Origin of the sequence: Mesorhizobium sp. (assembly GCF_024509055.1) — a bacterium.
In the GTDB taxonomy this organism is placed as follows: Bacteria; Pseudomonadota; Alphaproteobacteria; order Rhizobiales; family Rhizobiaceae; genus Mesorhizobium.
In genome coordinates, this window is the sequence record NZ_JANINM010000214.1 from 19,367 (window position 1) to 42,135 (window position 22,769).

At 62.9% G+C, this 22,769-nt stretch carries 26 protein-coding genes; 9 read left to right on the top strand and 17 right to left on the bottom strand.

Features of this window, described 5'->3' with window-relative positions; genetic code table 11:
- Window positions 1–3 precede the first annotated feature (3 nt).
- Entirely contained in the window at window positions 4–204 is a 201-nt protein-coding gene (locus tag Q0L57_RS10175; RefSeq protein WP_296741895.1) for a hypothetical protein, read from the bottom strand.
- 82 nt (window positions 205–286) lie between these two features.
- Between Q0L57_RS10175 and Q0L57_RS10180 the strand changes: the two genes are divergently transcribed.
- Window positions 287–1,861, top strand: coding sequence for an HWE histidine kinase domain-containing protein (locus Q0L57_RS10180; protein ID WP_296741898.1), 1,575 nt, complete (start codon window positions 287–289; stop codon window positions 1,859–1,861).
- A 109-nt stretch (window positions 1,862–1,970) separates the two neighbouring features.
- Here the strand turns inward: Q0L57_RS10180 and Q0L57_RS10185 are convergent, their stop codons facing one another.
- The 3 genes from Q0L57_RS10185 to Q0L57_RS10195 form a co-directional block, all read right to left on the bottom strand.
- A complete protein-coding gene (locus tag Q0L57_RS10185) occupies window positions 1,971–2,435 on the bottom strand; it encodes a hypothetical protein (protein ID WP_296741900.1) in 465 nt (154 codons plus the stop codon).
- A gap of 6 nt (window positions 2,436–2,441) precedes the next feature.
- Window positions 2,442–2,768 (bottom strand): hypothetical protein, encoded by a 327-nt coding sequence (locus Q0L57_RS10190; RefSeq protein ID WP_296741902.1) that lies wholly within the window; start codon window positions 2,766–2,768, stop codon window positions 2,442–2,444.
- 76 nt (window positions 2,769–2,844) lie between these two features.
- The gene (locus Q0L57_RS10195) at window positions 2,845–3,606 is read right to left on the bottom strand and encodes a Crp/Fnr family transcriptional regulator (RefSeq protein ID WP_296741904.1); all 762 of its coding nucleotides are present in this window, start codon (window positions 3,604–3,606) and stop codon (window positions 2,845–2,847) included.
- A gap of 227 nt (window positions 3,607–3,833) precedes the next feature.
- Here Q0L57_RS10195 and Q0L57_RS10200 point away from each other — a divergent pair, with 227 nt between their 5' ends.
- Entirely contained in the window at window positions 3,834–4,154 is a 321-nt protein-coding gene (locus Q0L57_RS10200; RefSeq protein ID WP_296741907.1) for a response regulator, read from the top strand.
- Between the two features lie 36 nt (window positions 4,155–4,190).
- On the opposite strand, the gene Q0L57_RS10205 is transcribed toward Q0L57_RS10200, so the two are convergent.
- The gene (locus tag Q0L57_RS10205; protein WP_296741910.1) at window positions 4,191–4,742 is read right to left on the bottom strand and encodes an RNA polymerase sigma factor; all 552 of its coding nucleotides are present in this window, start codon (window positions 4,740–4,742) and stop codon (window positions 4,191–4,193) included.
- 3 nt (window positions 4,743–4,745) lie between these two features.
- Window positions 4,746–4,949: a NepR family anti-sigma factor gene (locus Q0L57_RS10210; protein WP_296742107.1), complete on the bottom strand. Its 204-nt coding sequence runs from the start codon at window positions 4,947–4,949 to the stop codon at window positions 4,746–4,748.
- A 222-nt stretch (window positions 4,950–5,171) separates the two neighbouring features.
- Between Q0L57_RS10210 and Q0L57_RS10215 the strand changes: the two genes are divergently transcribed.
- The 6 genes from Q0L57_RS10215 to Q0L57_RS10240 all read left to right on the top strand — a co-directional run bounded on the left by Q0L57_RS10215 (window position 5,172) and on the right by Q0L57_RS10240 (window position 8,619).
- On the top strand, window positions 5,172–5,966 hold the full coding sequence (locus tag Q0L57_RS10215) for a response regulator (protein WP_296741913.1): 795 nt from the start codon (window positions 5,172–5,174) through the stop codon (window positions 5,964–5,966).
- Between the two features lie 162 nt (window positions 5,967–6,128).
- Window positions 6,129–6,293 carry a DUF1328 domain-containing protein gene (locus tag Q0L57_RS10220; RefSeq protein ID WP_036240811.1) on the top strand — a complete coding sequence of 55 codons (165 nt, stop codon included), beginning with the start codon at window positions 6,129–6,131 and terminating at the stop codon, window positions 6,291–6,293.
- A gap of 145 nt (window positions 6,294–6,438) precedes the next feature.
- Window positions 6,439–7,461: a sensor histidine kinase gene (locus Q0L57_RS10225; RefSeq protein WP_296741925.1), complete on the top strand. Its 1,023-nt coding sequence runs from the start codon at window positions 6,439–6,441 to the stop codon at window positions 7,459–7,461.
- 128 nt (window positions 7,462–7,589) lie between these two features.
- Window positions 7,590–7,757 carry a hypothetical protein gene (locus Q0L57_RS10230; RefSeq protein ID WP_296741927.1) on the top strand — a complete coding sequence of 56 codons (168 nt, stop codon included), beginning with the start codon at window positions 7,590–7,592 and terminating at the stop codon, window positions 7,755–7,757.
- Between the two features lie 207 nt (window positions 7,758–7,964).
- Window positions 7,965–8,291: a hypothetical protein gene (locus Q0L57_RS10235; RefSeq protein ID WP_296742110.1), complete on the top strand. Its 327-nt coding sequence runs from the start codon at window positions 7,965–7,967 to the stop codon at window positions 8,289–8,291.
- Window positions 8,292–8,373: 82 nt separating this feature from the next.
- Complete coding sequence (locus Q0L57_RS10240) at window positions 8,374–8,619, top strand: YMGG-like glycine zipper-containing protein (protein ID WP_296741931.1); 246 nt, start codon at window positions 8,374–8,376, stop codon at window positions 8,617–8,619.
- 76 nt (window positions 8,620–8,695) lie between these two features.
- Here the strand turns inward: Q0L57_RS10240 and Q0L57_RS10245 are convergent, their stop codons facing one another.
- The 4 genes from Q0L57_RS10245 to xylF all read right to left on the bottom strand — a co-directional run bounded on the left by Q0L57_RS10245 (window position 8,696) and on the right by xylF (window position 13,817).
- Window positions 8,696–10,318, bottom strand: a complete 1,623-nt coding sequence (locus Q0L57_RS10245) for a CHASE domain-containing protein (protein WP_296741934.1) — start codon at window positions 10,316–10,318, stop codon at window positions 8,696–8,698.
- Window positions 10,319–10,449: 131 nt separating this feature from the next.
- Window positions 10,450–11,250 (bottom strand): ATP-binding cassette domain-containing protein, encoded by an 801-nt coding sequence (locus Q0L57_RS10250; protein ID WP_296741937.1) that lies wholly within the window; start codon window positions 11,248–11,250, stop codon window positions 10,450–10,452.
- Window positions 11,251–11,264: 14 nt separating this feature from the next.
- Window positions 11,265–12,629 (bottom strand): sugar ABC transporter permease, encoded by a 1,365-nt coding sequence (locus Q0L57_RS10255; RefSeq protein ID WP_296741940.1) that lies wholly within the window; start codon window positions 12,627–12,629, stop codon window positions 11,265–11,267.
- Window positions 12,630–12,776: 147 nt separating this feature from the next.
- A complete protein-coding gene (gene xylF / locus Q0L57_RS10260) occupies window positions 12,777–13,817 on the bottom strand; it encodes a D-xylose ABC transporter substrate-binding protein (RefSeq protein WP_296741943.1) in 1,041 nt (346 codons plus the stop codon).
- A 371-nt stretch (window positions 13,818–14,188) separates the two neighbouring features.
- Here xylF and Q0L57_RS10265 point away from each other — a divergent pair, with 371 nt between their 5' ends.
- Window positions 14,189–15,433, top strand: a complete 1,245-nt coding sequence (locus Q0L57_RS10265; RefSeq protein ID WP_296741946.1) for an ROK family transcriptional regulator — start codon at window positions 14,189–14,191, stop codon at window positions 15,431–15,433.
- A 2-nt stretch (window positions 15,434–15,435) separates the two neighbouring features.
- Here Q0L57_RS10265 and phoB read toward each other — a convergent pair whose 3' ends face one another.
- The 7 genes from phoB to Q0L57_RS10300 form a co-directional block, all read right to left on the bottom strand.
- Entirely contained in the window at window positions 15,436–16,125 is a 690-nt protein-coding gene (gene phoB / locus Q0L57_RS10270; RefSeq protein WP_010911896.1) for a phosphate regulon transcriptional regulator PhoB, read from the bottom strand.
- A gap of 17 nt (window positions 16,126–16,142) precedes the next feature.
- Window positions 16,143–16,850, bottom strand: coding sequence for a phosphate signaling complex protein PhoU (gene phoU, locus Q0L57_RS10275; protein ID WP_296742088.1), 708 nt, complete (start codon window positions 16,848–16,850; stop codon window positions 16,143–16,145).
- Between the two features lie 20 nt (window positions 16,851–16,870).
- Entirely contained in the window at window positions 16,871–17,674 is an 804-nt protein-coding gene (pstB, locus tag Q0L57_RS10280; RefSeq protein WP_296742091.1) for a phosphate ABC transporter ATP-binding protein PstB, read from the bottom strand.
- The gene (pstA, locus tag Q0L57_RS10285) at window positions 17,671–18,522 is read right to left on the bottom strand and encodes a phosphate ABC transporter permease PstA (RefSeq protein ID WP_296742094.1); all 852 of its coding nucleotides are present in this window, start codon (window positions 18,520–18,522) and stop codon (window positions 17,671–17,673) included. The genes pstB and pstA overlap by 4 nt, the downstream gene beginning before the upstream one ends.
- A gap of 3 nt (window positions 18,523–18,525) precedes the next feature.
- Complete coding sequence (pstC, locus tag Q0L57_RS10290; protein WP_296742097.1) at window positions 18,526–19,509, bottom strand: phosphate ABC transporter permease subunit PstC; 984 nt, start codon at window positions 19,507–19,509, stop codon at window positions 18,526–18,528.
- Window positions 19,510–19,574: 65 nt separating this feature from the next.
- Window positions 19,575–20,630 carry a phosphate ABC transporter substrate-binding protein PstS gene (pstS, locus tag Q0L57_RS10295; protein WP_296742100.1) on the bottom strand — a complete coding sequence of 352 codons (1,056 nt, stop codon included), beginning with the start codon at window positions 20,628–20,630 and terminating at the stop codon, window positions 19,575–19,577.
- 598 nt (window positions 20,631–21,228) lie between these two features.
- Window positions 21,229–22,769: response regulator (locus tag Q0L57_RS10300; RefSeq protein ID WP_296742102.1), on the bottom strand; the 1,541-nt coding region annotated here is incomplete at its 5' end.

The window sequence follows — 22,769 nt, forward strand, 5'->3', positions numbered from 1 at the left end:
AAATCAGCCGCCCTGCGACGGCTTTTGCGCTGCGGGGGCAGCAGGCACCGTCTCCTGGGTCGTTGGCTTCTTGATCAACTCGCCATAAATTTCCGCTCCGCCCCAGGCGATAAAGGCAAGCAGAAGGCCTGCGATGAGTATCCTCAGCGCATGCCAGCCCCAGCGTCCCTGGCGGGCTTTGTCTTCCGCAACGATCTTGGTCATTATCAGCCTCCATGTTGTGGAGCGGCAGCGGGCGCTTCTTGCAGAATCTGTTCGGTTAACTGGGTCTCTTCGCGAAGGTTCCATGTCCGATCATGGGGAGCCGCTCGTTTGCGGAGCGGCGTTTGAGGGATTGGTGAGCAGCAGGGCGGGAAAGTTGCCGGCCAATGTCGGCCGGGTCGTCGAAGACGCGGACAGGCTTGCCGTGCTTCACGGCCTCGATGCGCTGGACACGGCGTCCGATCCCGACTTTGATCGCATCAGCGGCCTCGCCGCTTCTATCCTCGAGGCGCCGACGGCGCTGGTGTCGCTGCTGGACACCGATCGGCAGTGGTTCAAATCGCGTATCGGTCTCGATGAGAAGGAGACCTCGACCGACATTTCGTTCTGTGCCCATGCCATCGCCGCCGGCGACGACCCGATGGTGGTGACCGACGCCACGCTCGATCCGCGCTTTGCCCGCAATCCGATGGTCACCGGCAAGCACCACATCCGCTTCTATGTCGGGGCTCCGATGATCGTGGCCGGAGCCAGGATCGGCACGCTTTGCGTGCTCGACCGGGAACCGAGGCCCTTCCCGCCGGCTGAAAAGCTGACGCAGTTGAAGACCCTTGCCAACCTCGCCGCAAGCCTGTTCACACTCAAGGACGCCACCCGCAACGGCGCCATCGCCAAGGCGGAACTGGCGCGCGAAGAGAAGCGTCGAGCCATCGCGCTCGATGCCGCCTCGCTTGCCAGTTGGGCATGGGACATCCGCACCGACATGATCGACTGCGACGTGCTTCTGGCCGAGCTTTTCAACCTGCCGCCGTCGAACCGGCTCAAGGCACGCGATATCCTGCGCGCCATCGACCCGCGCGACGTCTATCAGACCGAAACGCGCTTCCGCGACGCGTTGAGCGGCAGCGACGACTATTTTGGCGAGTACCGGGTCAAGGGCGCCGATCCCGCGCGCTGGATCGCTACGCGAGGGCGCGTCGTCGAGCGCGACAGCGATGGCAAGCCGATGCTGATCTTCGGCGTCAACTACGACATCACCGAGCGCAAGCTGGGCGACGAGCGACAACGCCTTCTGCTGCGCGAGCTCAACCATCGCGTCAAGAACACGCTGGCGACCGTGCAGGCGCTGGCTAACCAGACCGTTCGCCACGCTCGCCAGCCGAGCGAATTCCTCGAGGCCTTCAGCGCAAGATTACAGGCGCTTGGCGCGGCTCACAGCCTGCTGTCGGATCGCGAATGGCGCGGCATCGGTATCGGTGAACTGGCGCGCATCGAGGTCAAGCCTTTCGACACGGGCGATCAGCCCCGCATCACGGTCTCCGGACCGGACCTTTTGCTTTCGCCCGACCAGGCAGTCGGACTTGGGCTCATCCTGCATGAGCTGGCCAGCAACGCGCTGAAATACGGATCCCTCTCGTCCCCATTCGGAGAGGTCGACCTGACATGGAGGGCAAAAGGCCGCAAGGGTGCGCGGCGACTTGTGCTTACCTGGCGCGAAAGCGGCGGCCCGGGCGTCAAACCTCCAGATCGCCAAGGCTTCGGCTCGATCCTGATCCGTCGCAGCCTCGCCAAGGTCATCGACAGCGAGGTGACCCACGAATATCGGCCGGACGGCGTTTTTGCCGAGATATCGATGCCGCTCGAGCAATTGCTAAAGTGATGCGGCGCTAGAGCATTTTCCCGAAAAGTGGGAACCGGTTTTCGGAAAAGATGATGTTGTAACAAGAGGATAGAGCGGGGGCGACGATTCGAAGGAAAGTCATCCCGCTCTAGGGACTCTCGCCGGGGTCCCGGTCTTCGGGCCCGCGCTTCACGTTCTCGCGGTAGATTGCGTAGGCGGCTAGCGCGATGGCTGGAGCGAGAATCGCGCCCAGGCCGCCCTTGCTCTTCGCCAGCGCCGGAAGCAACGCAAGCGCTGCGGTGACGCCGACTGCCGTCATATCGGCCTTTCGCTTGCGCGCACGCCGGCGCGCCCGCATGCCGGTCGCCAGCTTGTGGACCGCGAGAATGAGCCCAGCGATCACCAGGAAGCCTATGCCGAAACCGAGGCTGGTGGCCAGCGGCCCATACCGCGCGGCCAGCCATATATAGGCCGCGCCAATGAGGAAACCGACGCCGCAAAGCGCGAGGAGGCCGGCCAACCCGTAAAGAATTGCCGTTGTGCGCGCCCTTTGGAGAGCAGCCGCGACCTCGCCGGAGGCCATGGCCGAAATCAGCGATACCAGCGTCCCCATCGCGGATTAACGGCGGGAGAGGAGCGCGAACAGGAAACCCACGCCTGCCGCGATCGCAAGCGATGTGACCGGCTTTTCGCGGACGCTGGCTATGATCTGCGCCTCAAGGTCCTGGGCGCTGCCCCGCATGCTTTCGAAGGCGGCCTCCCCTTGCGTGCGCAACTGCTCGACGCCCTCGGCGGCGGCGCGGCGCGCCGCGCCGTAGCCATGCTCGCCGGTCTTGGCGAACTGCTTGGTGAGCTTTTCGATATCGGCCTTCAATTGCTGGATGTCGGCCTCGAGGTCGGCTGTGGTGGGTTCATCTGGTGTGGCTTTTCCTGCAGCGGTCGCCATCGCGTAACTCCTTGCGTTTGCTTTGATTTCAACGCTTGACCGATTTCAAGGTTCCGGGCCTGCCGGCTCAAACCCGCTAGATGAGGGGTCGCCGCTCCTCTCCGAAGCCTTCCCACCGGGCGAGGTTTTTCAACCCGTCGTAATCGACGACCTGACAGCCCCCATCACGCCACATAATCAGCTTGCGGTCCATCAGCTTGCGGATCGTCTTGTTGGTATGGACGAGCGAGAGACCCAACGTATCGGCGATATGTTGCTGCGTGATCGGGATCTGCACGGGAGTCTTGCCGTTGAGCCCGGCGCTGCGGGCGCGGCTGGTGATGAATGCGATGAGATAGGCAGCGCGCTCAAGCGCGGTGCGCCGGCCAATGCTGAGCAGGTTCTCATCCAGCATGCGCTCCTCGCGCGACGCGATCCATGTGATGTCATAGGCGAGCCCGGGGTGGTTGCGATAGAGCTCGTGCAGTTGCTCGCGCTCGAAAACGCAAAGCAGCATCGGCGAAAGAGCCTCGACCGAATGCTGCATCTCCCCCATGAGGCTCCCTTGCAGGCCGATGAGATCGCCCGGCATGGAGTAGTTGAGTATCTGCCGCCGTCCGTCCGGCAACAGCTTGTAGCGAAACGCCCAGCCTGACAGCACCGTATAGAGATGCGCGCTATGACTGCCTTCGACCAGAACGGTCGCCCCCTTGTCGACGGCAAGCTCTCCCTTCTTGAAATTGCTGACGAACAGAAGCTCCTGCTTCTCGAACTCCCGGAAGGCCGGCAGAGGCCGAAGCGGACACTTCTCGCAAGGATATTGACGGCTGGGAACTGAGCGTGCGCTGTTGCCGGACATTTCGACCCCTCCTCGAAACACCTACCCTGACCGGGCTTGGAGCAACGCTCCAGAGGGGGATGAGGTTCCGCCCGATCACGGCGTGCAACCTTCAGCCATGTCTTTTTTAAATGACACGACGCCAAATACCGCGCATGACTGCGGGCCATTGTAGGAGCGACCGACACGTGCCCCCATTGCTGGACGGATTGCGTATCCTGATCCTGGAGGACGAATTCCTGATCGCCATGGACGTGGAGCAGTTGTGCCGCGATAACGGCGCCGCCGATGCCGTCATTGTCCGCGATCTGACCGAAATCGACCTGCCCGATGGACTTGGCGGATTTGACGCCGCCGTCGTCGATCTGATGCTTGGCGGTGTTTCGACACTTGATTTCGCGGCGCGACTGCGAAGCGCCGGAATTCCGTTCGTATTTGCCTCCGGCTATTCCGACGCGGATGAGATCAGTGGTTCTTTTCCGGAAATCCGATTGGTTGCGAAACCTTACTCGGGAGACGACCTGATCGAAGCCCTGGCCGCCGCCTGCGATCGCGCGAAGGCGGCTTAAGGGGATTCTGCGGCGCGCCCCTCCCGGCTGTGGCCGTCAGGCCGCGTTCGAGCCGGTCACCTGTGCCGAGATCGCATCGGGACCATATTCGTCCTCGCCGGAGATTTTGAGGATCTCCTGCAGCCTGGTGCGGGCCCTGCTGACCCGGCTCTTGATCGTGCCGACCGCGCAGCCGCAAATCTCGGCCGCCTCCTCGTAGGAAAAACCGGAAGCGCCAATCAGGATGATCGCTTCGCGCTGATCCTCCGGCAGCTGTTCCAGCGCGCCGCGAAAATCCTTCAGGTCGAGCTGGCCATGCTGTGCCGGATGAACCGCGAGCCTGGCGGTCATGATGCCGTCGCTGTCCTGCACCTCGCGGCCGCGTTTGCGCATCTGCGAATAGAATTCGTTGCGCAGGATGGTGAACAACCAAGCCTTGAGGTTGGTGCCGGGCTGGAAGCTCTCATGCTTGTCCCACGCCTTGACCAACGTTTCCTGGACGAGGTCGTCGGCCTTGTCGGCATTCTGCGTCAGCGACACCGCGAAGGCGCGCAGGCTCGGTATCGCACCGAGCAACTCGGTCTTGAAGCTCTGGGAGACCGCTGCCATGCCTCAATCCTTTTTCTGGGCAGGTTCGGTCTTTTCCAGTTGGCTGAGCAACTGGGCGAAGCGGTCCGGCACATGGTCCGATACCAGTTCGTCATAATACTGCTTGAGCTTACGGGCGATTTCTGAGTTCGGCCCGAGCGGATTGCCGTCAACAATCCGGTGGCTGTTGACGGCGCCGGCCGCGGTGTTCTTTGACATTTCTTTCATATTCGCCCTAGTTTCCAGCACTTGGCATCGCTCGTGAAATACAGACCAAAACGCAAGCGATCCCTTCGTCTGGTTGCCCATCCCGAAACCCCGAAACGCCGGCCCACTAATTTAGTTCCACGGCCGTCGGAACTTTTTCTGACAGCTAACGTTTGGTTTGCCGGGGCTTGCAATCAGTCTGGCCTGCAAATTCAACAACGTCATCTGAGGGAGACGTCGAATATGAGTCTGTCAGCAACCATCGCGCCGCACCTGCCGTTCCTGCGCCGCTTCTCGCGCGCCGTGTCGGGATCTCAGGAGAGCGGCGACGCGCTGGTCGCAGCGATGCTCGAAGCCATCATCGCCGACACCGATATCTTCCCAAAGGCATCGAGCGACCGTATTGCGCTCTATAAGGTCTTCGCAAGGCTCTTCACCTCGGTCGCCATCCGCGTCCCGCAGGAGCACGCTCAAACCGCCTGGGAGCAGCGCGCTGCCGCCAACCTGAATGCCATCGCTCCCCGGCCGAGGCAGGCTTTCCTGCTGGTGGCCGTCGAAGGGTTCAGCGAGGACGAAGCGGCGGAAATCCTTGACGCCGACGAGGACGAGTTCTCCGATCTGCTCGCCCAGGCCAGCAGCGAGATTTCCCGTCAGGTCGCGACCGATGTTCTGATCATCGAGGACGAACCGCTTATCGCGATGGACATCGAGGAGATGGTGGAGAGCCTCGGACATCGTGTCGTCGGCACGGCGCGCACACATGCCGAGGCGGTGGCGATGTTCGGCAAAACGCGGCCCAAGATGGTCCTGGCCGACATCCAGCTCGCGGATGGCAGCTCCGGCATAGAGGCCGTGAACGAGATCCTGTCTTCGACGCCGGTGCCGGTGATCTTCATCACCGCTTTCCCCGAGCGCCTGCTGACGGGCGAACGGCCCGAGCCGGCATTCCTGGTCACCAAGCCGTTCAATCCCGACATGGTTAAGGCCTTGATCAGCCAGGCGCTTTTCTTCGACAGGCAGGCACGGGCAGCGGCCTGACCGGGATCATCCTCTCGCCAGTATCCTTACTCGCAAGGCGGCCGGGTGGTTGCCTTGCGATTTCCGGTCGGAAACGTCGAGCGGGGATCGTCTTTTTCGGCGAATGGTGGAACAAACGGCACCGAGCCACGTTTTTTCCACGGCATCAGAAGGAGACGTATCATGCTGTACTGGGCGCTAGTTTTTCTTGTTGTTGCAATCATTGCCGGCGCGCTTGGTTTCGGCGGCATCGCCGGTACGTCGGCCGGTATCGCACAGATACTGTTCTTCATCTTTCTCGCCTTCCTCATCATTTCGCTCATCGCCGGCCTGTTCAAGCGAGCATGACGGGATCAGCGGCTGAACACTGGAAGCCGCACCCCTCAAACGGTTTCCAGCCACCGCCGGGCGGAGTCCTCAACGGAAACCGCTCGGCGGACCTTTTGAGGGATACCGTTCAGAGGTGAGCCATTCAGCCTGATTGAGTGGATTGATGCGTTCCACGACAGCAGACAAAGGCGGGAACAGGCATGGTGACGAGGTCATCGCCATGCATCCGGCGGAGAGTGGGATGCAGCTAGGTCGCGCCCTCCTCCACGCGCTTCACAACGCCGGCATTTCGGTCCTCTACCAGGATCGGGAGATGAAGACGGTCTGGGCGCGCAACATGCGGGCGCCGTGGGCATCCGACACGGCGGAGGGAAAGGATCTGCTTCCCCCTGCCCAGGTACAACGAGTAAACGTCGCCAAACGCAAGGTAGCCGAAACCGGCAACGCCGACCGCTTCGAGTTGAGCCTCCCGGCCAATGACGGCGTTCGCTGGTTCCAGGTCTGGATCGACGCTGATCGGGGGGACACGGGCGAAGTGCTCGGCGTCGTCACCACCATGATGGAGACGACCGAGCAGAAACGTCGCGAGCAGACGCTGCGGACCTTGTTGCGCGAGGTGAGCCACCGCTCGAAGAATCTTCTGGCCATAATCCAGAGCATCGCCACCCAGACCGGACGCTACTCCGAGACGCTTGGCGATTTCCTGACGCGCTTTCGCGGTCGTCTTCAGTCCCTCGCCTCATCCCAGGACCTGGTGACATCCTCCAACTGGCGAGGAGCGGCACTTCACGAACTCGTATCCGGGCAGGTCGGCCGCTACAGCGCCGACCCCAAGCGCAGCCTCCGGTTCGAAGGCGAAAACCCCTATCTCAGCCCCAACGCGGCGCTCCATATCGGGCTGGCGATGCATGAGCTCGCCGTCAATTCCGTGAGCTATGGCGCACTGTCGCGGCCTGGCGGCTATGTCAAGGTGAGCGCCCGGCTGGAGGGATCTGAAGCACCTGCCCTGTCGTTGACCTGGTCTGAGACGATTGAGGCCGGCGAGCGCAACGAAAAGCGCTTTGGCAGCGTGGCGCTTGAACGCGTCGTGCCGACATCGCTGAACGGCACCGCCACGCTCGACATCGGCGCCGACCGCCTCGAATACCGCCTTACTATCCCGCGCGGTAATTTCGAGAGCGATTGACCCGGCGGCTCGATTGCCGGCGTTCCTGCTCTTAACTGGCTGTTCACCATAAAGTCCGATCCTATGTGTATCCGGCTAACGATGCGCCGGAAACCCAGCCGCGCTCCGCGATTTGGGAGGACTGAAAGATGGTTGCCGACATGAACAGGTTGGAGCAGGCCGCCCGCGTTTCGATGGGCGGTTTCCAGGACACCGAGGCGCCGCCGTCCTCCCGCTCCTCCCATCTGTCATTTCGTCTCGGCGCGGTCGCGTTGCTCGCCGCCCTGGTGCTGGCAGCGGCCTGGCAACTGGCCTGATCCGACAAGCCCTGTCGCATATCGCCCAAACGCGCACAGCGACATGGGCGACGACAAAGATCCAATCGCATCAATCCGGCGTAAACGCCGCGTTTTGACCGGCTGGGTTGGAGAGCGCCTATTGTGCCCCGCAGCATCGAATCCAGGTTGAGCGACTGGAACTTTCGGGCATCCGACGCCGTTCTTGTGGCGAGAGGTTCTGTCGCCATGGAACATATCGCTGCGTTGCTTCTCGTCATCGGTTGCTCGAGCAACATGACCGACTGTCGCGAACTGTCGGTGCCGGTCAGTGTCTTCGAAACGTTCGAGGCCTGCACCGCCGAAAGGCCTTTCGCCCTGGGTGATCTTCAGGGCCAGGCGGCACACGTCGTCGGCAAGTGTCTTGCCGTCGATCCGGCGCTCGAGGACGACTATGATCAAATTGCCTGGAATGTCCGCCCGGACGGTACGCTTGACGCATCGCTTGAAGTTTCAGGAATGCTTATCGCGTCGAACAGCGTGCGCCCCGAAAAAGTCTCTCTTAAACAACAATAAGATCGGGCAGACGAAGCCCGTTTTTTCGTGTTAAACGTGAACCGGCATTGCCGAAAGTGAGGACAAAGTGAGGAGCAATTCTATGCGGAATATGATCATTGCCATGGTTGCTGTGGTCGCCGTCAGCGGCTGCACCAGCACGGAGAAAGACGTGAGCGTCGGCACCCTGGGCGGCGCAGCGATCGGCGGGCTGGTCGGCGGTGGCAAGGGTGCGCTCATCGGCGGTCTTGTTGGCGCGGGATCCGGTCTGCTCTATCGCCGGTTGGAGAACGGTTATTGCCAGTATCGTGATCGCTACGGCCGGATTTATACCGCCCGCTGCAACTAATTTCGCCGACTTGGCGGATACCCGATCGGAGGCCACCTCCCGGCCTCCGATTTTTTTGTGCCCGATGGTGATTCGCTCACGGCGCCAGGGGAATACGGATTTCCACCTTGAGGCCATCGGCCTGGAAGTCACGCTTGATCGTGCCGCGCAATTCCCGCGTGACGTTGAGGTCGATCAATTTGGTGCCGAAGCCGGTCTTCGTCGGCGTTTCCAGTTTCTTGTGTCCTGCTTCCCGCCAATTGAACACCAGCGTCCGTTCGCGGCCGCGGCCTTCTACCGCCCAGTCGACCTTCAACGCGCCGACCGAGCTGCCTGCTTCGCCGTATTTCAGCGCATTCGTGGCCAGTTCATGGAAGGTCAGGCCGAGCGCCTGCGTCGTCGTTTCGTCGAGCAGGACCTCCTGTCCCGACAATATGCCTTCCGGTAGTTCCTTGCCGAACACCTGGCCAAGCTCGATGCGCAGGAGATCGCCGAGATCGGCCTTCTGCCAGCGCGAGCGCGTCAGCATGTCCTGCGACGCCGCCATCGCCTGGAGGCGCGCCGAGAACGATGCCGAGAACTCCTTCACGTCGGTGGCCTGAGAAGCCGTCTGCCGTGCTATCGCCAGCACGCGGGTGATGGAGTTTTTGATGCGATGCTTCATCTCCTGCAGGATCAGGTCCTTTTCGAGCAGGCTTTTCTCCGTCGCCTCATGCAGGAGCGACTTGGCGTCATAGGCGCGCTCCTGGTAGCGCGCCACCAGGGCGATGGCGCCGGCAAGCAGCAGCCCGAACAACCCGAGCATGACCGGGATGGCGCGCGAGGACGGCGGTGAGAAGGCGCTGGTCGGATGGAACAAAATAGTCCACGGCCTGCCGGCCACGACGATGTTGCGGCGCGCCACGAACTTTTCACCAATCGGCTCGGCCGACGGTGCCTCAGAGCGGAACAGCAGGTTCCCGGCATCCGGCTTGCCGTCAAAGACCTCGACATTGACCGGCAGGAGCGGGACCTGGCTGAGCGCGATATCGAACAGGTCACGGGCGCGAAAGGCGGCGTAGAGGAAGCCGGCGGTGGAGGAGCGGCTGGCATTGATGACCTCTGGGGCCGTCTCCACGTTGAGCCTAACGAAAACCAGGAATCCGGTGAAGGTCTGCGTCACGCCAGCACCCTGGCCGAGTTGGACAATTCCGCTTGCATGCTGCCGGTCGTCCGCCATCGCCTTCTGGATCGCTTCCCGCCGCACCGGGTCGGTGAACATGTCGAAGCCGATGATCGACTGGTTGGACGTATCGAGCGGCTCGAACAGTGCGATTGGCGTTCGCCATTGCTGGGTGGTCGCGGGATAGACGGGGTGCGCCGAGCCGTAGTCATGCAGGATGTCGCGCTCGACCGCCGCCTCGTCGCCGGCCTTTGCCAGCTTCAGGAAGCCGATGCCGCGCAGACCGGCGAAGTTGTCGGCGATGTCCAGCGCCGTGAAGAAGGCCTTGAATTCGCCGCGTGTGATATCGCCGTTGCGGGCATCGAATAGCGCCTGGGTCGAGCGCAACAGCGACAAATGCAGGTCGATGCGGCTCTCGATGCGGCTGAGCGCATCATCGGCCGTGCCCTCGAACTTGATGCGCGCCGCCTCCTGGGTGGCGAAATAGGCGAACCCCGCCATCGTCAGGCTGATCAGCGCGACGGCTATGAAGGCGACGATCGGAAAGAGCTTTTTCAACGCAAGGCGCGGCCTATGGACGGGTAGACCACCTTTATGAGCAACTCTCCGAGTCAACACAATGGCGAGGCCAAGCCATCGTTACGGCTGGCATATCGATCGGCAATTGATTTGCCGGCTATCTTTTTGCCTCACGCAGCGATCTTGAGCGCGCCAGGACCGGGAATGGCGCCAGGCGGGGATTTGCCGAGGATGATCATGCCGAGGACCTCGTCCTGGGTAACGTCGCTCGTGCGCGCCGTGCCCACCACCTGCCCGTTCTTCATCACGCAGACCCTGTCGGCGAGTTCGAAGACGTCGTGGATGTCGTGGCTGATCAGGAAGATGCCGATGCCGTCGGCCTTGAGCTGGCGCACCAGCTCGCCGACTTGGGCGGTCTCCTGCGGCCCGAGCGCCGCCGTCGGCTCGTCCATAATCAGGATACGGGCGTTGAACAGGATCGCGCGTGCGATCGCCACCGACTGCCTTTGTCCGCCCGACAGCTTGATGACCGGCTCCTTGAAACGCTGGAAACGGGGATTGAGACGGCCCATCACCTTGCGCGCCTCGGCCTCCATGGCGACATCGTCGAGCGTACCCCAGCCCGTCATCAGCTCGCGGCCGAGAAAGAGGTTCGCCGCGGCGTCGACATTGTCGGCAAGCGCCAGCGTCTGGTAGATGGTCTCGATGCCGTATCTCTTGGCATCCCGCGGATTGGAGATCGACGCCTCCTCGCCATTGATGAAGATCTGCCCCGCATCGCGCTTGTAAGCGCCTGACAGGATCTTGATCAGCGTCGACTTGCCAGCGCCGTTGTGGCCGAGCAGCGCCACCACCTCGCCCGGGAACAGATCTATGGAAGCGTCGTCGACGGCGCGGATGCCGCCGAACGCGATCGAAATGTTGCGCATATCGACCAGAGGCGTGCCAGCGGGAGCGGTCTTGTCGGCCATGATTGTCTCCTCCCTCAAACGCGTTTGCGATACATGGTGTCGAGCCACACCGCGATGACCAGCACTGCGCCGACGACGATGCTCTGCAGCGGCGAGTCGACGCCGAGCAGCACCATGCCGGATTGCAGCGACTGCATCAAAAGCGCGCCCAGCATGGCGCCGAGCACGGTTCCGGAGCCGCCGGCAAGCGATGTGCCGCCGATCACCGCCGCGGCGATGACCAGCAGCTCGTCCAGCGTGCCGAGCACATTGGTCGACGAATTCTGCCTGGCGGACGAGATAGCCGCCGCGATCGTCGCCAGCACTCCCATGATCATGAACACCTTCATGGTGATCCAGCGCGTGTTGATGCCGGCGAGGTTCGCGGCCTCCGGATTGCCGCCGATGGCGAAGACATAGCGGCCGAAGCGGGTGCGCTTGGTGACGAAGGTCATGATCAGGCCTACCGCGACCGCCATCAGCACCGGAATGGCGATGCCATGCGCTATGAACAGCCCGCCTTCGGGAATGGTTATGTTGTTGGCGGCTGCGTAGCGGTTCACGATGCCCACCGGCCACGGATAGGAATTGGCGAGCCACACCGCACCCATGATGATCGCGCAGGTGACGGCGGCGAGCAGCGTCTCAGCCCAGATCGGGCGCAGCGGGAAGCGGAAGCGCTTGCGCTGCACGCGATCGTTGAAATGCATGAATACCACCGCCAGGCAGGCGACGATGCCGACGATCCAACTCCATTTGGCTCCGATCGACCCTGCCGGGCCGCCGCCCATCAGCTGGAAAGTGGCGTCCATCGGCGCCACCGTCTGGCCGCTGGTGACCCACCAGGCCGCGCCGCGCCAGACCAGCAGTCCGCCCAGCGTGACGATGAAGGCAGGCACATCGAGATAGGCGATGATGAAACCCTGGAAGGCCCCGATCAGCAGGCCGAGCGCGAGACCGATCAGCAATGCCAGGACCCAGATCCACGGGTTGCCGAGTTCAAGCCCGACGAAGCGCACCAGGAAATGCACCTGGGCAAAGCCCATCACCATGCCGATCACGCCTTCGGCCGAGCCGACGGAGAGGTCGATGTTGCGCATGACGATGACCAGCACCATGCCGGAAGCCATGATGGCCACCGCGGACGTTTGCACCGACAGGTTCCAGAGATTGCGCGGGGTCAGGAAGGTGCGGCTGTCGAAGTCGAGCGGATTGACGCCGAGCCGCATGCTCGAAATGACGTGCAGCCCGATCCAGATGATGAGCAATGCGCCGACCATGCCGAGCATGCGCGTGTCGAGTTCGGTCGCTTTCAGGAAACGGCCGACGGCGCCGAGCTCGGAAGCGCGCGCGCGATCCACGGCCGGAGCGGCCGGCGTGTCAGAGGTCGTATCGGCCATGATATCCTCCCACCGGCCTGCCCGTCTGGCGCGGATGCCGGATCACGATGCTATTTGCTTTCCTGGCTCATTTGAAGCGGAAAACCCTTTGACAAACGCCGCGGCTTTGAGGCCGCGGCGTTCGCATTCGAACAGGCGTCTGCCGGCTTACTTGCAGACGGCGACGCTACCGGCGGTGACGCCCGCGCAGACTTCGTCCTTCTTGATCCAGCCGGCGTCGATAACGACGTTGAGGTTGTCCTTCGTGATCGCGATCGGGGTCAGGAACAGCGACTTGACGGTGTTGCCGCCGGGCGTCGTGAAGTCCTTGGCGCCGGCGATGTCGGCCATCTTCTTGCCGTCGGCGAGCTGGGAGGCGATCTCGGCGGCGTTCTTGCCGAGCTCACGGGCGTCCTTCCAGACCGACACGGTCTGGGTGCCGAGCGCAATGCGGTTCAGCGCGGCATGGTCGCCGTCCTGGCCCGATACCGGCACCGTGCCAGCCAGACCCTGCGCCGTCAGCGCGGCCACGACACCGCCGGCGGTGCCGTCATTGGCCGCCACCACCGCATCGACCTTGTTGTCGTTGGCGGTCAGGAACTGTTCCATGTTCTTCTGCGCATTGGCCGGCAGCCAGCCATCGGTGTAGGCCTCGCCGACATTCTTGATCTTGCCGGCGTCGATGGCGGGCTTCAGCACTTCCATCGAGCCCGAGAACAGGAAATCGGCGTTCGGATCGGCGCCCGAGCCCTTGATGAAGACGTAGTTGCCTTCCGGCTTGACCTTGAACACCGCGCGGGCCTGCATGCGGCCGACTTCCTTGTTGTCGAAGGTCAGGTAGAACACGTCCTTGTTCTCGATCAGGCGGTCATATCCCACCACCGGAATGCCTTCGTCCAGCGCCTTCTGCACCGCCGGGCCGATCGCCGAAGCGTCCTGCGCCAAGATGATCAGCGCGTTGGCACCCTGTGAGATCAGGCTCTCGACGTCGGTCAGCTGCTTGCCCGGATTGGATTGCGCGTCGGCGGAGATATACTTGTCGCCGGCAGCTTCGATCGCCTTCTTCATTGCCGCCTCGTCGGTCTTCCAACGCTCTTCCTGGAAGTTCGACCACGAAACGCCGATTACCTTGCCCTTTGCGTCTGCTGCCGACGCCAGCATCAACGACATGGCGGCGCCCGCCAGGATGGCGGCTGCGAATCTCTTCATGATATCCTCCCTGCGCCGCGTGTGGCGCGACCAAACTGGCCCGAAGGCCGGCACAGAGGCTTTTTTTCGAGCCTCGAAAAAAGAGTGGGCCAACCGCGCGACGCTGTCAACCACGATTCTGATGGTTTTTGAGGTAGGTCGGACTTTTTTTCGAGGCTCGCAATAATTAATGACATCGCTTTCGGCTTCTGCCACTATCCCAGGGCAATTCCAGGAAAAGTGTGAAACGGTATTCCGTAAGGAATTGCGCCAGAACAAAAAGATGAGAGCGATTCCGCGTTCCTTTTGAACGGTGAACCGCTCTAGCGCGTCGCCGATGGCCCATGGCATGATCACAAGGCCGCGACGACCGGGAGGAAATGCGCAAACCCATGTCGGTCGGAATCCGTCACGATGACCTGCGCCGGCGCAATCGCGCCATGGTGCTTTCGGCCATACGCAGGGCCGGCCAGCCGTCGAGGACTGAAATTGCCGCGACCACCGGCCTCAGCCATTCGACCATTTCCGCGATCTCCGCCGACCTGATCCAGGAAGGCATCCTGATGGAAAGGCGGACAGGCGAGACCGCCTCGCTGAAGCGCGGCCGGCCGCAGATCGGGCTAGCGCTCAACCCCGAAGCCGCGGCGGTGGTGACGGTGGTGCTGTCGCTGAATTTCCTTTCAGTCGCCGTGATCGATTATGCCGGACAGATCATTGCCGAAGAGCAGCTGCGCCTCGACACGCTGACCGTATCGCGTGAAAGGCTGATCGGAGAATGCAAGGCGATAGTCCGGCGCCGGCTGGAAGACCCGGACCTTGATCTCGGCAGCGTCGCCCGCATCGCCATGGGCATCCAGGGCATCACCGACTCCCACGCTCGCGCCATGCTGTGGTCGCCGATCACGCCGCTTACCGACATTCCCTTCGCCGACATACTGGAAGCGGAGTTCGGCATCCCGGCCACCATGGAGAACGACTGCAACATGATGGCGGTGGCGCTGCAATGGCGCGATCCCGACCGCTACCGCGACGATTTCATCGCCATTCTGCTTTCGCATGGCATCGGCATGGGGCTGGTGCTGAAGGGCGAACTGTTCACCGGTACGCATTCCTCCGGCGGCGAGTTCGGCCACATGATCCACCGGCCCGGCGGCGCGCTCTGCCGGTGCGGCCGGCGCGGCTGCGTCGAAGCTTATGCCGGCAACTATGCTATCTGGCGCAGCGCCATGAGGATGAGCGAGGAAGCCGAGCCGGTCGATGTCAGCGACGCCGACATGCGCGCCCTTGCGGCACGGGCGCGCGCGCAGGACGGGCCGGAGCGGGAAGCCTATAGGCGCGCCGGAGAAGCGCTTGGTTTTGGCCTCGGCAGTCTGTTCGCCCTGATCGACCCGGCGCCGGTCGCGATGGTCGGCGTCAGCGCCGCGGCCTTCGACCTGATCGAGCCAGCGCTGCGCGAGGCGATCGCCCAGACCGCCGGCGGCCAGCATTCGAAATCGATCTCCTTCGACACCGAGCCGAACGAGTTGCCGCTGATCCGCGAAGGCTGCGCGATGCGGGCGTTGACCTTCGTCGACCAGGAGATCTTCGCGCCGGGCGCGCAAGCAAAGGCTGGCGCATCGGGCAAGAACGTGGCCTGAGGCTAATCCTCTCTTATCGCGTAGCCCGCCCCGCGGATGGTGCGGATCACGTCAGGCATGCGGCCATTGTTGACCGCCTTGCGCAGGCGTCCGACATGCACGTCCACGGTGCGCTCGTCGATGTAGATCGTCTCGCCCCAGACATTGTCGAGCAACTGGCTGCGCGAGAACACCCGGCCCGGATGGCGCATCATGAACTCAAGCAGCCGGAACTCGGTCGGGCCCAGCCTGATCTCGCTTTTCTTGCGGTAGACGCGGTGCGATTCACGGTCGAGCACGATGTCGCCGACCTTGAGCACGCTCGACAGCACCTCCGGCTTGGCGCGGCGCAGCAGCGCCTTGACCCTGGCCATGAATTCCGGCGTCGAGAACGGCTTGACCAGATAGTCGTCGGCGCCGGTCGACAGGCCGCGCACGCGATCGCTTTCTTCACCGCGTGCGGTGAGCATGATGATCGGCAGCCGCTCTGTCTCGGGCCGCATCCTGAGGCGCCGACAAAGCTCGATACCGGACACGGCCGGCACCATCCAGTCGAGCACGAGCAGATCGGGCACGTTCTCCTGCAGGCGAATCTCGGCTTCGTCGCCGCGAGTCACCACCTCGACCTGATAGCCCTCGGACTCCAGGTTATAGCGGAGCAGCACCCCCAGCGGCTCCTCGTCCTCCACCACCATGATGCGTGGCGCGATCATTTTGGCAGTTACCCTTGTCAGGCCGCCGGAGCCGACATTGCCGTCTCGTCCTGCTTCGGACGATTCGCTGGCAATTGCGTGCCGGTCAGCACGTAGTAGGCGTTCTCGGCGATGTTGGTCACGTGATCGCCGATGCGCTCCAGATTCTTGGCGCAGAACAGAAGATGCGTGCAAGCCGTGATGTTGCGCGGATCTTCCATCATGTAGGTCAGGAGCTCGCGGAACACGGACGTGTATTTGACGTCGATACGTTCGTCGTCGTTCCTGAGCTTGGCAAGCGCGGTGGCGTCGCCCGCGGTGTATTCCTCGATCACGCCCTGGACCTGGATCAGCACCAGCTGCGCCATGCCGTCGATGGAATGGGTAAGGTCGCGCGGCGCGGCGCTGACGCCGACGGAGCCGACACGCTTGGCGATGTTCTTGGCGAGATCGCCGATGCGCTCGAGATCGCCGGCCATGCGGATCGAACCGACCACGTGGCGCAGGTCGTCGGCCATTGGCTGGCGCTTGGCGATCAGCGTGATGGCGCGATCGTCGAGCTCACGCTGGCGCGCGTCCATGATGGCGTCGTCGGAGACGACGCGCTGCGCCATCGCATTGTCAGATTCCAGCAGGGCCTTGGTCGAAGCGCCGACCATGGAGCTGGCGAGATCGCCCATGTCGTTGATGAGCCGGCTGATCTGCCTCAGATCCTCGTCGAAGGAAGCGACGGTATGTTCGGCCATGATTATGTCCTCGTATGAACTCAGCCGAAGCGGCCGGTGATGTAGTCCTGCGTGCGCTTCTCGCGAGGCGAGGTGAAGATCTTCTCGGTCCGGTCGAACTCCACCAGCTCGCCGAGATACATGAACGCCGTCTGCCGCGACACGCGCGCCGCCTGCTGCATGTTGTGGGTGACGATGACGATCGTGTAGTCGGCCTGCAACTCGTCGATCAGCTCCTCGATCTTTGCGGTGGACAGCGGATCGAGCGCCGAAGCCGGCTCGTCGAGCAGGATGACTTCCGGCTTCACCGCAACGGTGCGGGCGATGCAGAGCCGCTGCTGCTGGCCGCCGGAGAGACTGAGGCCGCTGGCGTTGAGCTTATCCTTGACCTCGCTCCACAGCGCCGCGCGCTTCAGCGCCTGCTCCACGCGGCCGTCCATCTCGGCCTTGCCGATCTTCTCGTACAGCCTGACGCCGAAGGCGATGTTCTCGTAGATCGACATCGGGAACGGCGTCGGCTTCTGGAACACCATGCCGATCTTGGTCCGGAGCAGGTTGAGGTCCTGCGAGCGGTCGAGGATGTTCTTGCCGTCGAGCAGCACCTGACCCTCGGCGCTCTGCTTCGGGTAGAGTTCGTAGATGCGGTTGAGCACGCGCAGCAGGGTCGACTTACCGCAGCCGGACGGGCCGATGAAGGCGGTCACGCTGCGTTCCGGCAGGGACAGATTGATGTCCTTCAGCGCCTTCGACTGGCCATAGTAGAAGTTGAGGTTCTTGACCTCGATCTTGGCCTTCTCGACGGTTGTGTCGGCTGCATTCAGGTCGGTGGACAACATCGGTTTCATCTGTCCTCTCTGCGTCCGGTAAGGCTGCGGGCGAAGATGCTGAGCCCGAGAACCGTCAGGGTGATTATGAGTGCGCCCGTCCAGGCCAGTTGCTGCCATTCCTCGTAGGGGCTGAGAGCGAACTGGAAGATGGTCACGGGCAGGCTGGCCATCGGCGCGTTGAGATCGCTCGACCAGAACTGGTTGTTGAGCGCGGTGAAGAGCAGCGGCGCCGTCTCGCCGGAGATGCGGGCAACCGCCAGCAGGATGCCAGTGACGATGCCGGAGAGCGCGGCGCGATAGGCAACCGAGCGAATGACCACCCAGCGCGGCGCGCCGATCGCGGTGCCGGCTTCGCGCAAGGCATTCGGCACCAGGTTCAACATGTCCTCCGTGGTGCGCACCACGACCGGTATCACCAGGATGGACAGCGAAACGGCGCCCGCGATCGCCGAAAAGTGACCCATCGGCCGCACCATCAGCTCATAGACGAACAGGCCGACGATGATCGACGGCGCCGACAGGAGGATGTCGTTGATGAAGCGCACCACCGTCGTGAGCTTCGAGAAGCGTCCGTATTCGGCCATGTAAGTGCCGGCAAGGACACCGATAGGCGTGCCGACGACGATGCCGATGATCGTCATCACGATGCTGCCGTAGATGGCGTTGAGCAGACCGCCGGCATCGCCTGGCGGCGGCGTCATTTCGGTGAAGACAGCCAGCGAGAGGCCGGACAAGCCCTTGTAGATCAGCGCGCCGAGGATCAGCGCCAGCCAGGCGAGGCCGATGCCGGCGGCGATGACGCAGAGCGCCATCATCACGCCATTCTTGCGCTTGCGGCTCTGGTGAAGAGACGTGGCTACCGACATGGATCAGGCTCCCGTGCGGCTGTCGAGACGCAACAGCATGTAGCGTGCGATGGCAAGGATGATGAAGGTGATGATGAACAGGATCAGGCCCAGCGACACCAGCGAGGACGTATAGAGGTCGCCGACCGCTTCAGTGAATTCGTTGGCGATGGTCGCCGAGATCGTCGTGGCAGGCGCGAACAGCGAGGCGCTGATGCGGTGCGCGTTGCCGATGACGAAGGTGACGGCCATCGTCTCGCCAAGCGCACGGCCCAGGCCGAGCATGACGCCGCCCATGATGCCGACACGGGTATAGGGGATCACGACGCGCCGAGTAACCTCCCAGGTCGTGCAGCCGATGCCGTAAGCCGACTCCTTCAGCACCGCGGGCACGGTATCGAACACGTCCTTGGTGATCGAGGTGATGAACGGCAGCACCATGATGGCGAGGATCAGCGAGGAGGTGAGCAAGCCGATGCCGTAGGGCGGGCCGGCAAACAGGCTGTTGAGCCCGGGGATGCCCTTGAAAAGCCAGATGATGAAAGGCTGCACGGTCGTCTGCAGGAACGGCGCGAATACGAACAGGCCCCAGATGCCGTAGATGATCGATGGGATGCCGGCCAGCAGTTCCACCGCCATGCCGATCGGACGCCTGAGCGGGCGCGGGCACAGCTCGGTCAGGAACACTGCGATGCCAATACCGATCGGCACTGCGATGACGATGGCGATCGCCGAGGTGATTATGGTGCCATAGATGGGCGCGAGAGCGCCGAACTTCTCGGTGACCGGGTTCCAGGCCTCCGAGGTCACGAAGGAGAAGCCGAAGGTCGACAGCGCCGGCCAGGAGCCGGCGATCAGCGAAATGGCGACACCGCCAAGCAGGACCAGAACCAGTATCGCGGCGGCCTTCGTCAGCGCGCGGAAGATCGCGTCGGTGAGAGCGAACCGCCTGACAGTGGCATCGCGCGAGCCGCGGGTGGCCGGCATGGCTTCCTGGACAGCACTCATGTCAAGTCCCTGCTCTTCGGCTCGAGGAGAAAGGAGCGCCGCGGTGCGGCGCTCCTTCGTTTGTCTTACTCGCCAGCGTAGACCGGCTTGCCGTCAGCCTGGATGTCGGCCTTCCAGGAAGCCTTGATCAGGTCGACGACGCTGTCCGGGATCGCGACGTAGTCGAGGCCCTTGGCCGTCTCTTTGCCGTCCTTGTAAGCCCAGGCGAAGAACTTGAGCGCCTCGCCGGTGGCCTTGGCGTCTTCCGGCTTCTTGTGGATCAGCACCCAGGTCGAAGCGGCGATCGGCCAGGTGGTGTCGCCGGGCTCGTCGGTGATGATGACGTTGAAGTTCTTCGAGCCTTTGAAGTCGGCGTTCGAAGCAGCAGCCGCGAAGCTGTCCAGCGACGGCTCGACGACCTTGCCGGCGGCATTCAGCATCTTGGAATAGGAGAGCTTGTTCTGCTTGGCATAGGCGTATTCGACATAACCGATGCCACCGTCGGTCTGCTTGACGGTGTTGGCGACGCCTTCGCTGCCCTTGGCGCCGACGCCGGTCGGCCATTCCACGGCGGTGTCGGAACCGACCTTGGACTTCCAGTCGGGCGAGAGCTTCACGAGATAGTCGGTGAAGTTGAAGGTCGTGCCCGAGCCGTCCGAGCGATGCACGACGGCGATGGCGGTCGACGGAAGCTTCAGGCTCGGGTTGAGCGCCTTGATTGCAGCGTCGTCCCAGGTGGTGATGGCGCCGAGATAGATCTGGGCAATCGTCTTGCCATCGAGGACGAGTTCGCCAGGCTTCACGCCCTGGAGGTTGACGATCGGCACGATGCCGCCCATCACCATCGGGAACTGCACGAGGCCGTTCTTTTCGAGATCGGCGTCGGACATCGGCTTGTCGGTTGCGCCGAAGGTAACGGTCTTGGCGATGACCTGCTTGATGCCGCCGCCGGAGCCGATCGACTGATAGTTGAGGCCGATGCCGGTATCCTTCTTGTAGGTGTCGGCCCACTTGGCGAACACCGGATAGATGAAGGTCGAACCGGCGCCGGAAAGGTCAGCGGCCATGGCCGCGCTCAAGGTGACGGTGGATGCCGCAGCCATTGCAATCGCAACGACCGCCGAGCGGATGAAGTGTCTCATGTGGCCTGCTCCTGTTCGGAAGATGGTCTCTCGGCACCCGTTCTACCGGCGCCCGGGGAGGGCAATAGCCTTCGATTATTACAGTCGCATGACAGTTTCATGTCAGCCCGGTAACGCCTGAACGGAGATGTCCAGAGGGTCGCGCGGCCGCCTGTCCGGGCCAGCCCGAGTTTGTCGCGTGAATCAGCGACTTGTCTGACTTTTGGCGTAAAAATTATCCCGGCGGCCAGCTTTTGGCCGCCGGGAAATAAAATCCGGACGAGAGCGCGTTGCCTGAATGCCAGAGCGGATCATGGCCCAGCTCATCGCCGAAAACAGGTCCGTTGGGGTAGAGTCGACGCTGTTTCTTGTTGGCGGCCGCCGCTCCCGCCCGTAACCGAAGGCGGAATCGATTTGCTTATTGTTCCGGCTCAATGATCACTTTGATATGGTGCGATCGCACCATATCCCGGCGCGATGCGCTCAAGTCGATGATGGCCATGGCGCGAAAATCCGCGCCGCCCGGCAACGGCTCTCAGGGCCATCCCGACCTTTGAACTAAACTATTGTTTTAACTAGCAATCCGGACACAGGCCGGCGCGTGCGTGTCCCGGGACCCTTAGCCGGCGCTGCGCCTAATCTCCACATCGGCGCCGAGCCAGCGTTCGAGCTTCTCAAGCAATGCCCTGGGGCTGATCGGCTTCGGCAGATAATCATCCATGCCGGCCTCCAGGCAGCGTTCCCGGTCGCCCTTCAGCGCATGCGCGGTGACACCGACGATCGGCACATGCCCCCCCGTCTCGTCCTCGACCCGACGAATGGCGCCGGTCGCCTCCAGGCCGTTCATCTCCGGCATCGACACGTCCATCAGGATCATGCGCGGGTTGAGCTTGCCGAAGGCGTCGAGCGCCTTCTTTCCATTGGCCACGATCTCGAAGCGATAGCCGGTCTCGCCGAGGATCTGCGTGAACACCATCTGGTTCACCTCATTGTCCTCCGCCACGAGGATGTCGAGCCCGCGCTCCTCGCCAGCCGGGCGCGGACGCGCGCGCACCGGTGGCGGCTGCAGCATGGCGCGCTCGGCGAAAGCCGTCTGCGCCGGGGATGCCTGGGCAGCGGCAAGCCCGGCGCCGACGCCAAGGACCAGGGGCGCGCGAGCCGCTGCCGCGCTGTGACGATGCCGCTGAATGGTGGCGACCAGCGTTTCGAGCAGAATCGAGGAACGCGCCGGCTTGATCAGTTGCGCATCTATGCCGAGATCGCGGTAGCCGGTATTGGCGAGCGACTGGTCGACCGACGTCAGCATGATGATCGGCGTGTCCGCAAGGCCCGCCGTGTTGCGCACAATGCGCGCCATCTCGGCGCCCGTCATGCCCGGCATTTGATAGTCCAGCACGACACAGTCTACCGGCACGCCATAGGCGGCGGCGGCAAACATCACCTTCAACCCTTCGGCGCCGCTCTCGGCCGCGCAGGAATCGAACATCCACGACGCCATCTGCTCACGCAGGATCGAGCGGTTGACGGCGTTGTCGTCGACGATCAGCACGCGGGCGCCGGTGACGTCGACCGGCATGATGCGCTGCCCGCCCTGCTCGGCCCTTGGCAGCGTCACGGTAAACCAGAAGGTGGAGCCCTTGCCCTCGGCGCTGTCGACGCCGATGTCGCCGCCCATCAGGTCGACCAGGCGAGAGGTGATGGCAAGGCCGAGCCCGGTGCCCTCATGACGCCGCGTCGAGGACGTGTCGACCTGGCTGAACTTTTCGAAGACGGGCTTCAGCTTGTCCTCGGGAATGCCGATGCCCGTGTCGGTGACCGAGATGGTGAGCTTCGTGCCTGCCGGGACGCGCTCGCCGGTCACATCGACAAGCACATGACCCTCGTCGGTGAATTTCACCGCATTGCCGAGCAAATTGGTGACGATCTGCCTGATGCGGCCGACGTCGCCGACGAACTGGCCGTCGAGACCCGGCTGCACGCGCACGATCAGCTCGAGGTCCTTCTCCTTGGCCCGCGTCGACACCAGTGTCGCCACATCCTCGATCGCCTCCGCCAGGTTGAAGGGTCCTGGATCGAGCACGAGCTGGCCGGCGTCGATCTTGGAGAAGTCGAGGATGTCGTTGATGATGGTGAGCAGCGCGTTGCCGGACTTGACGATGA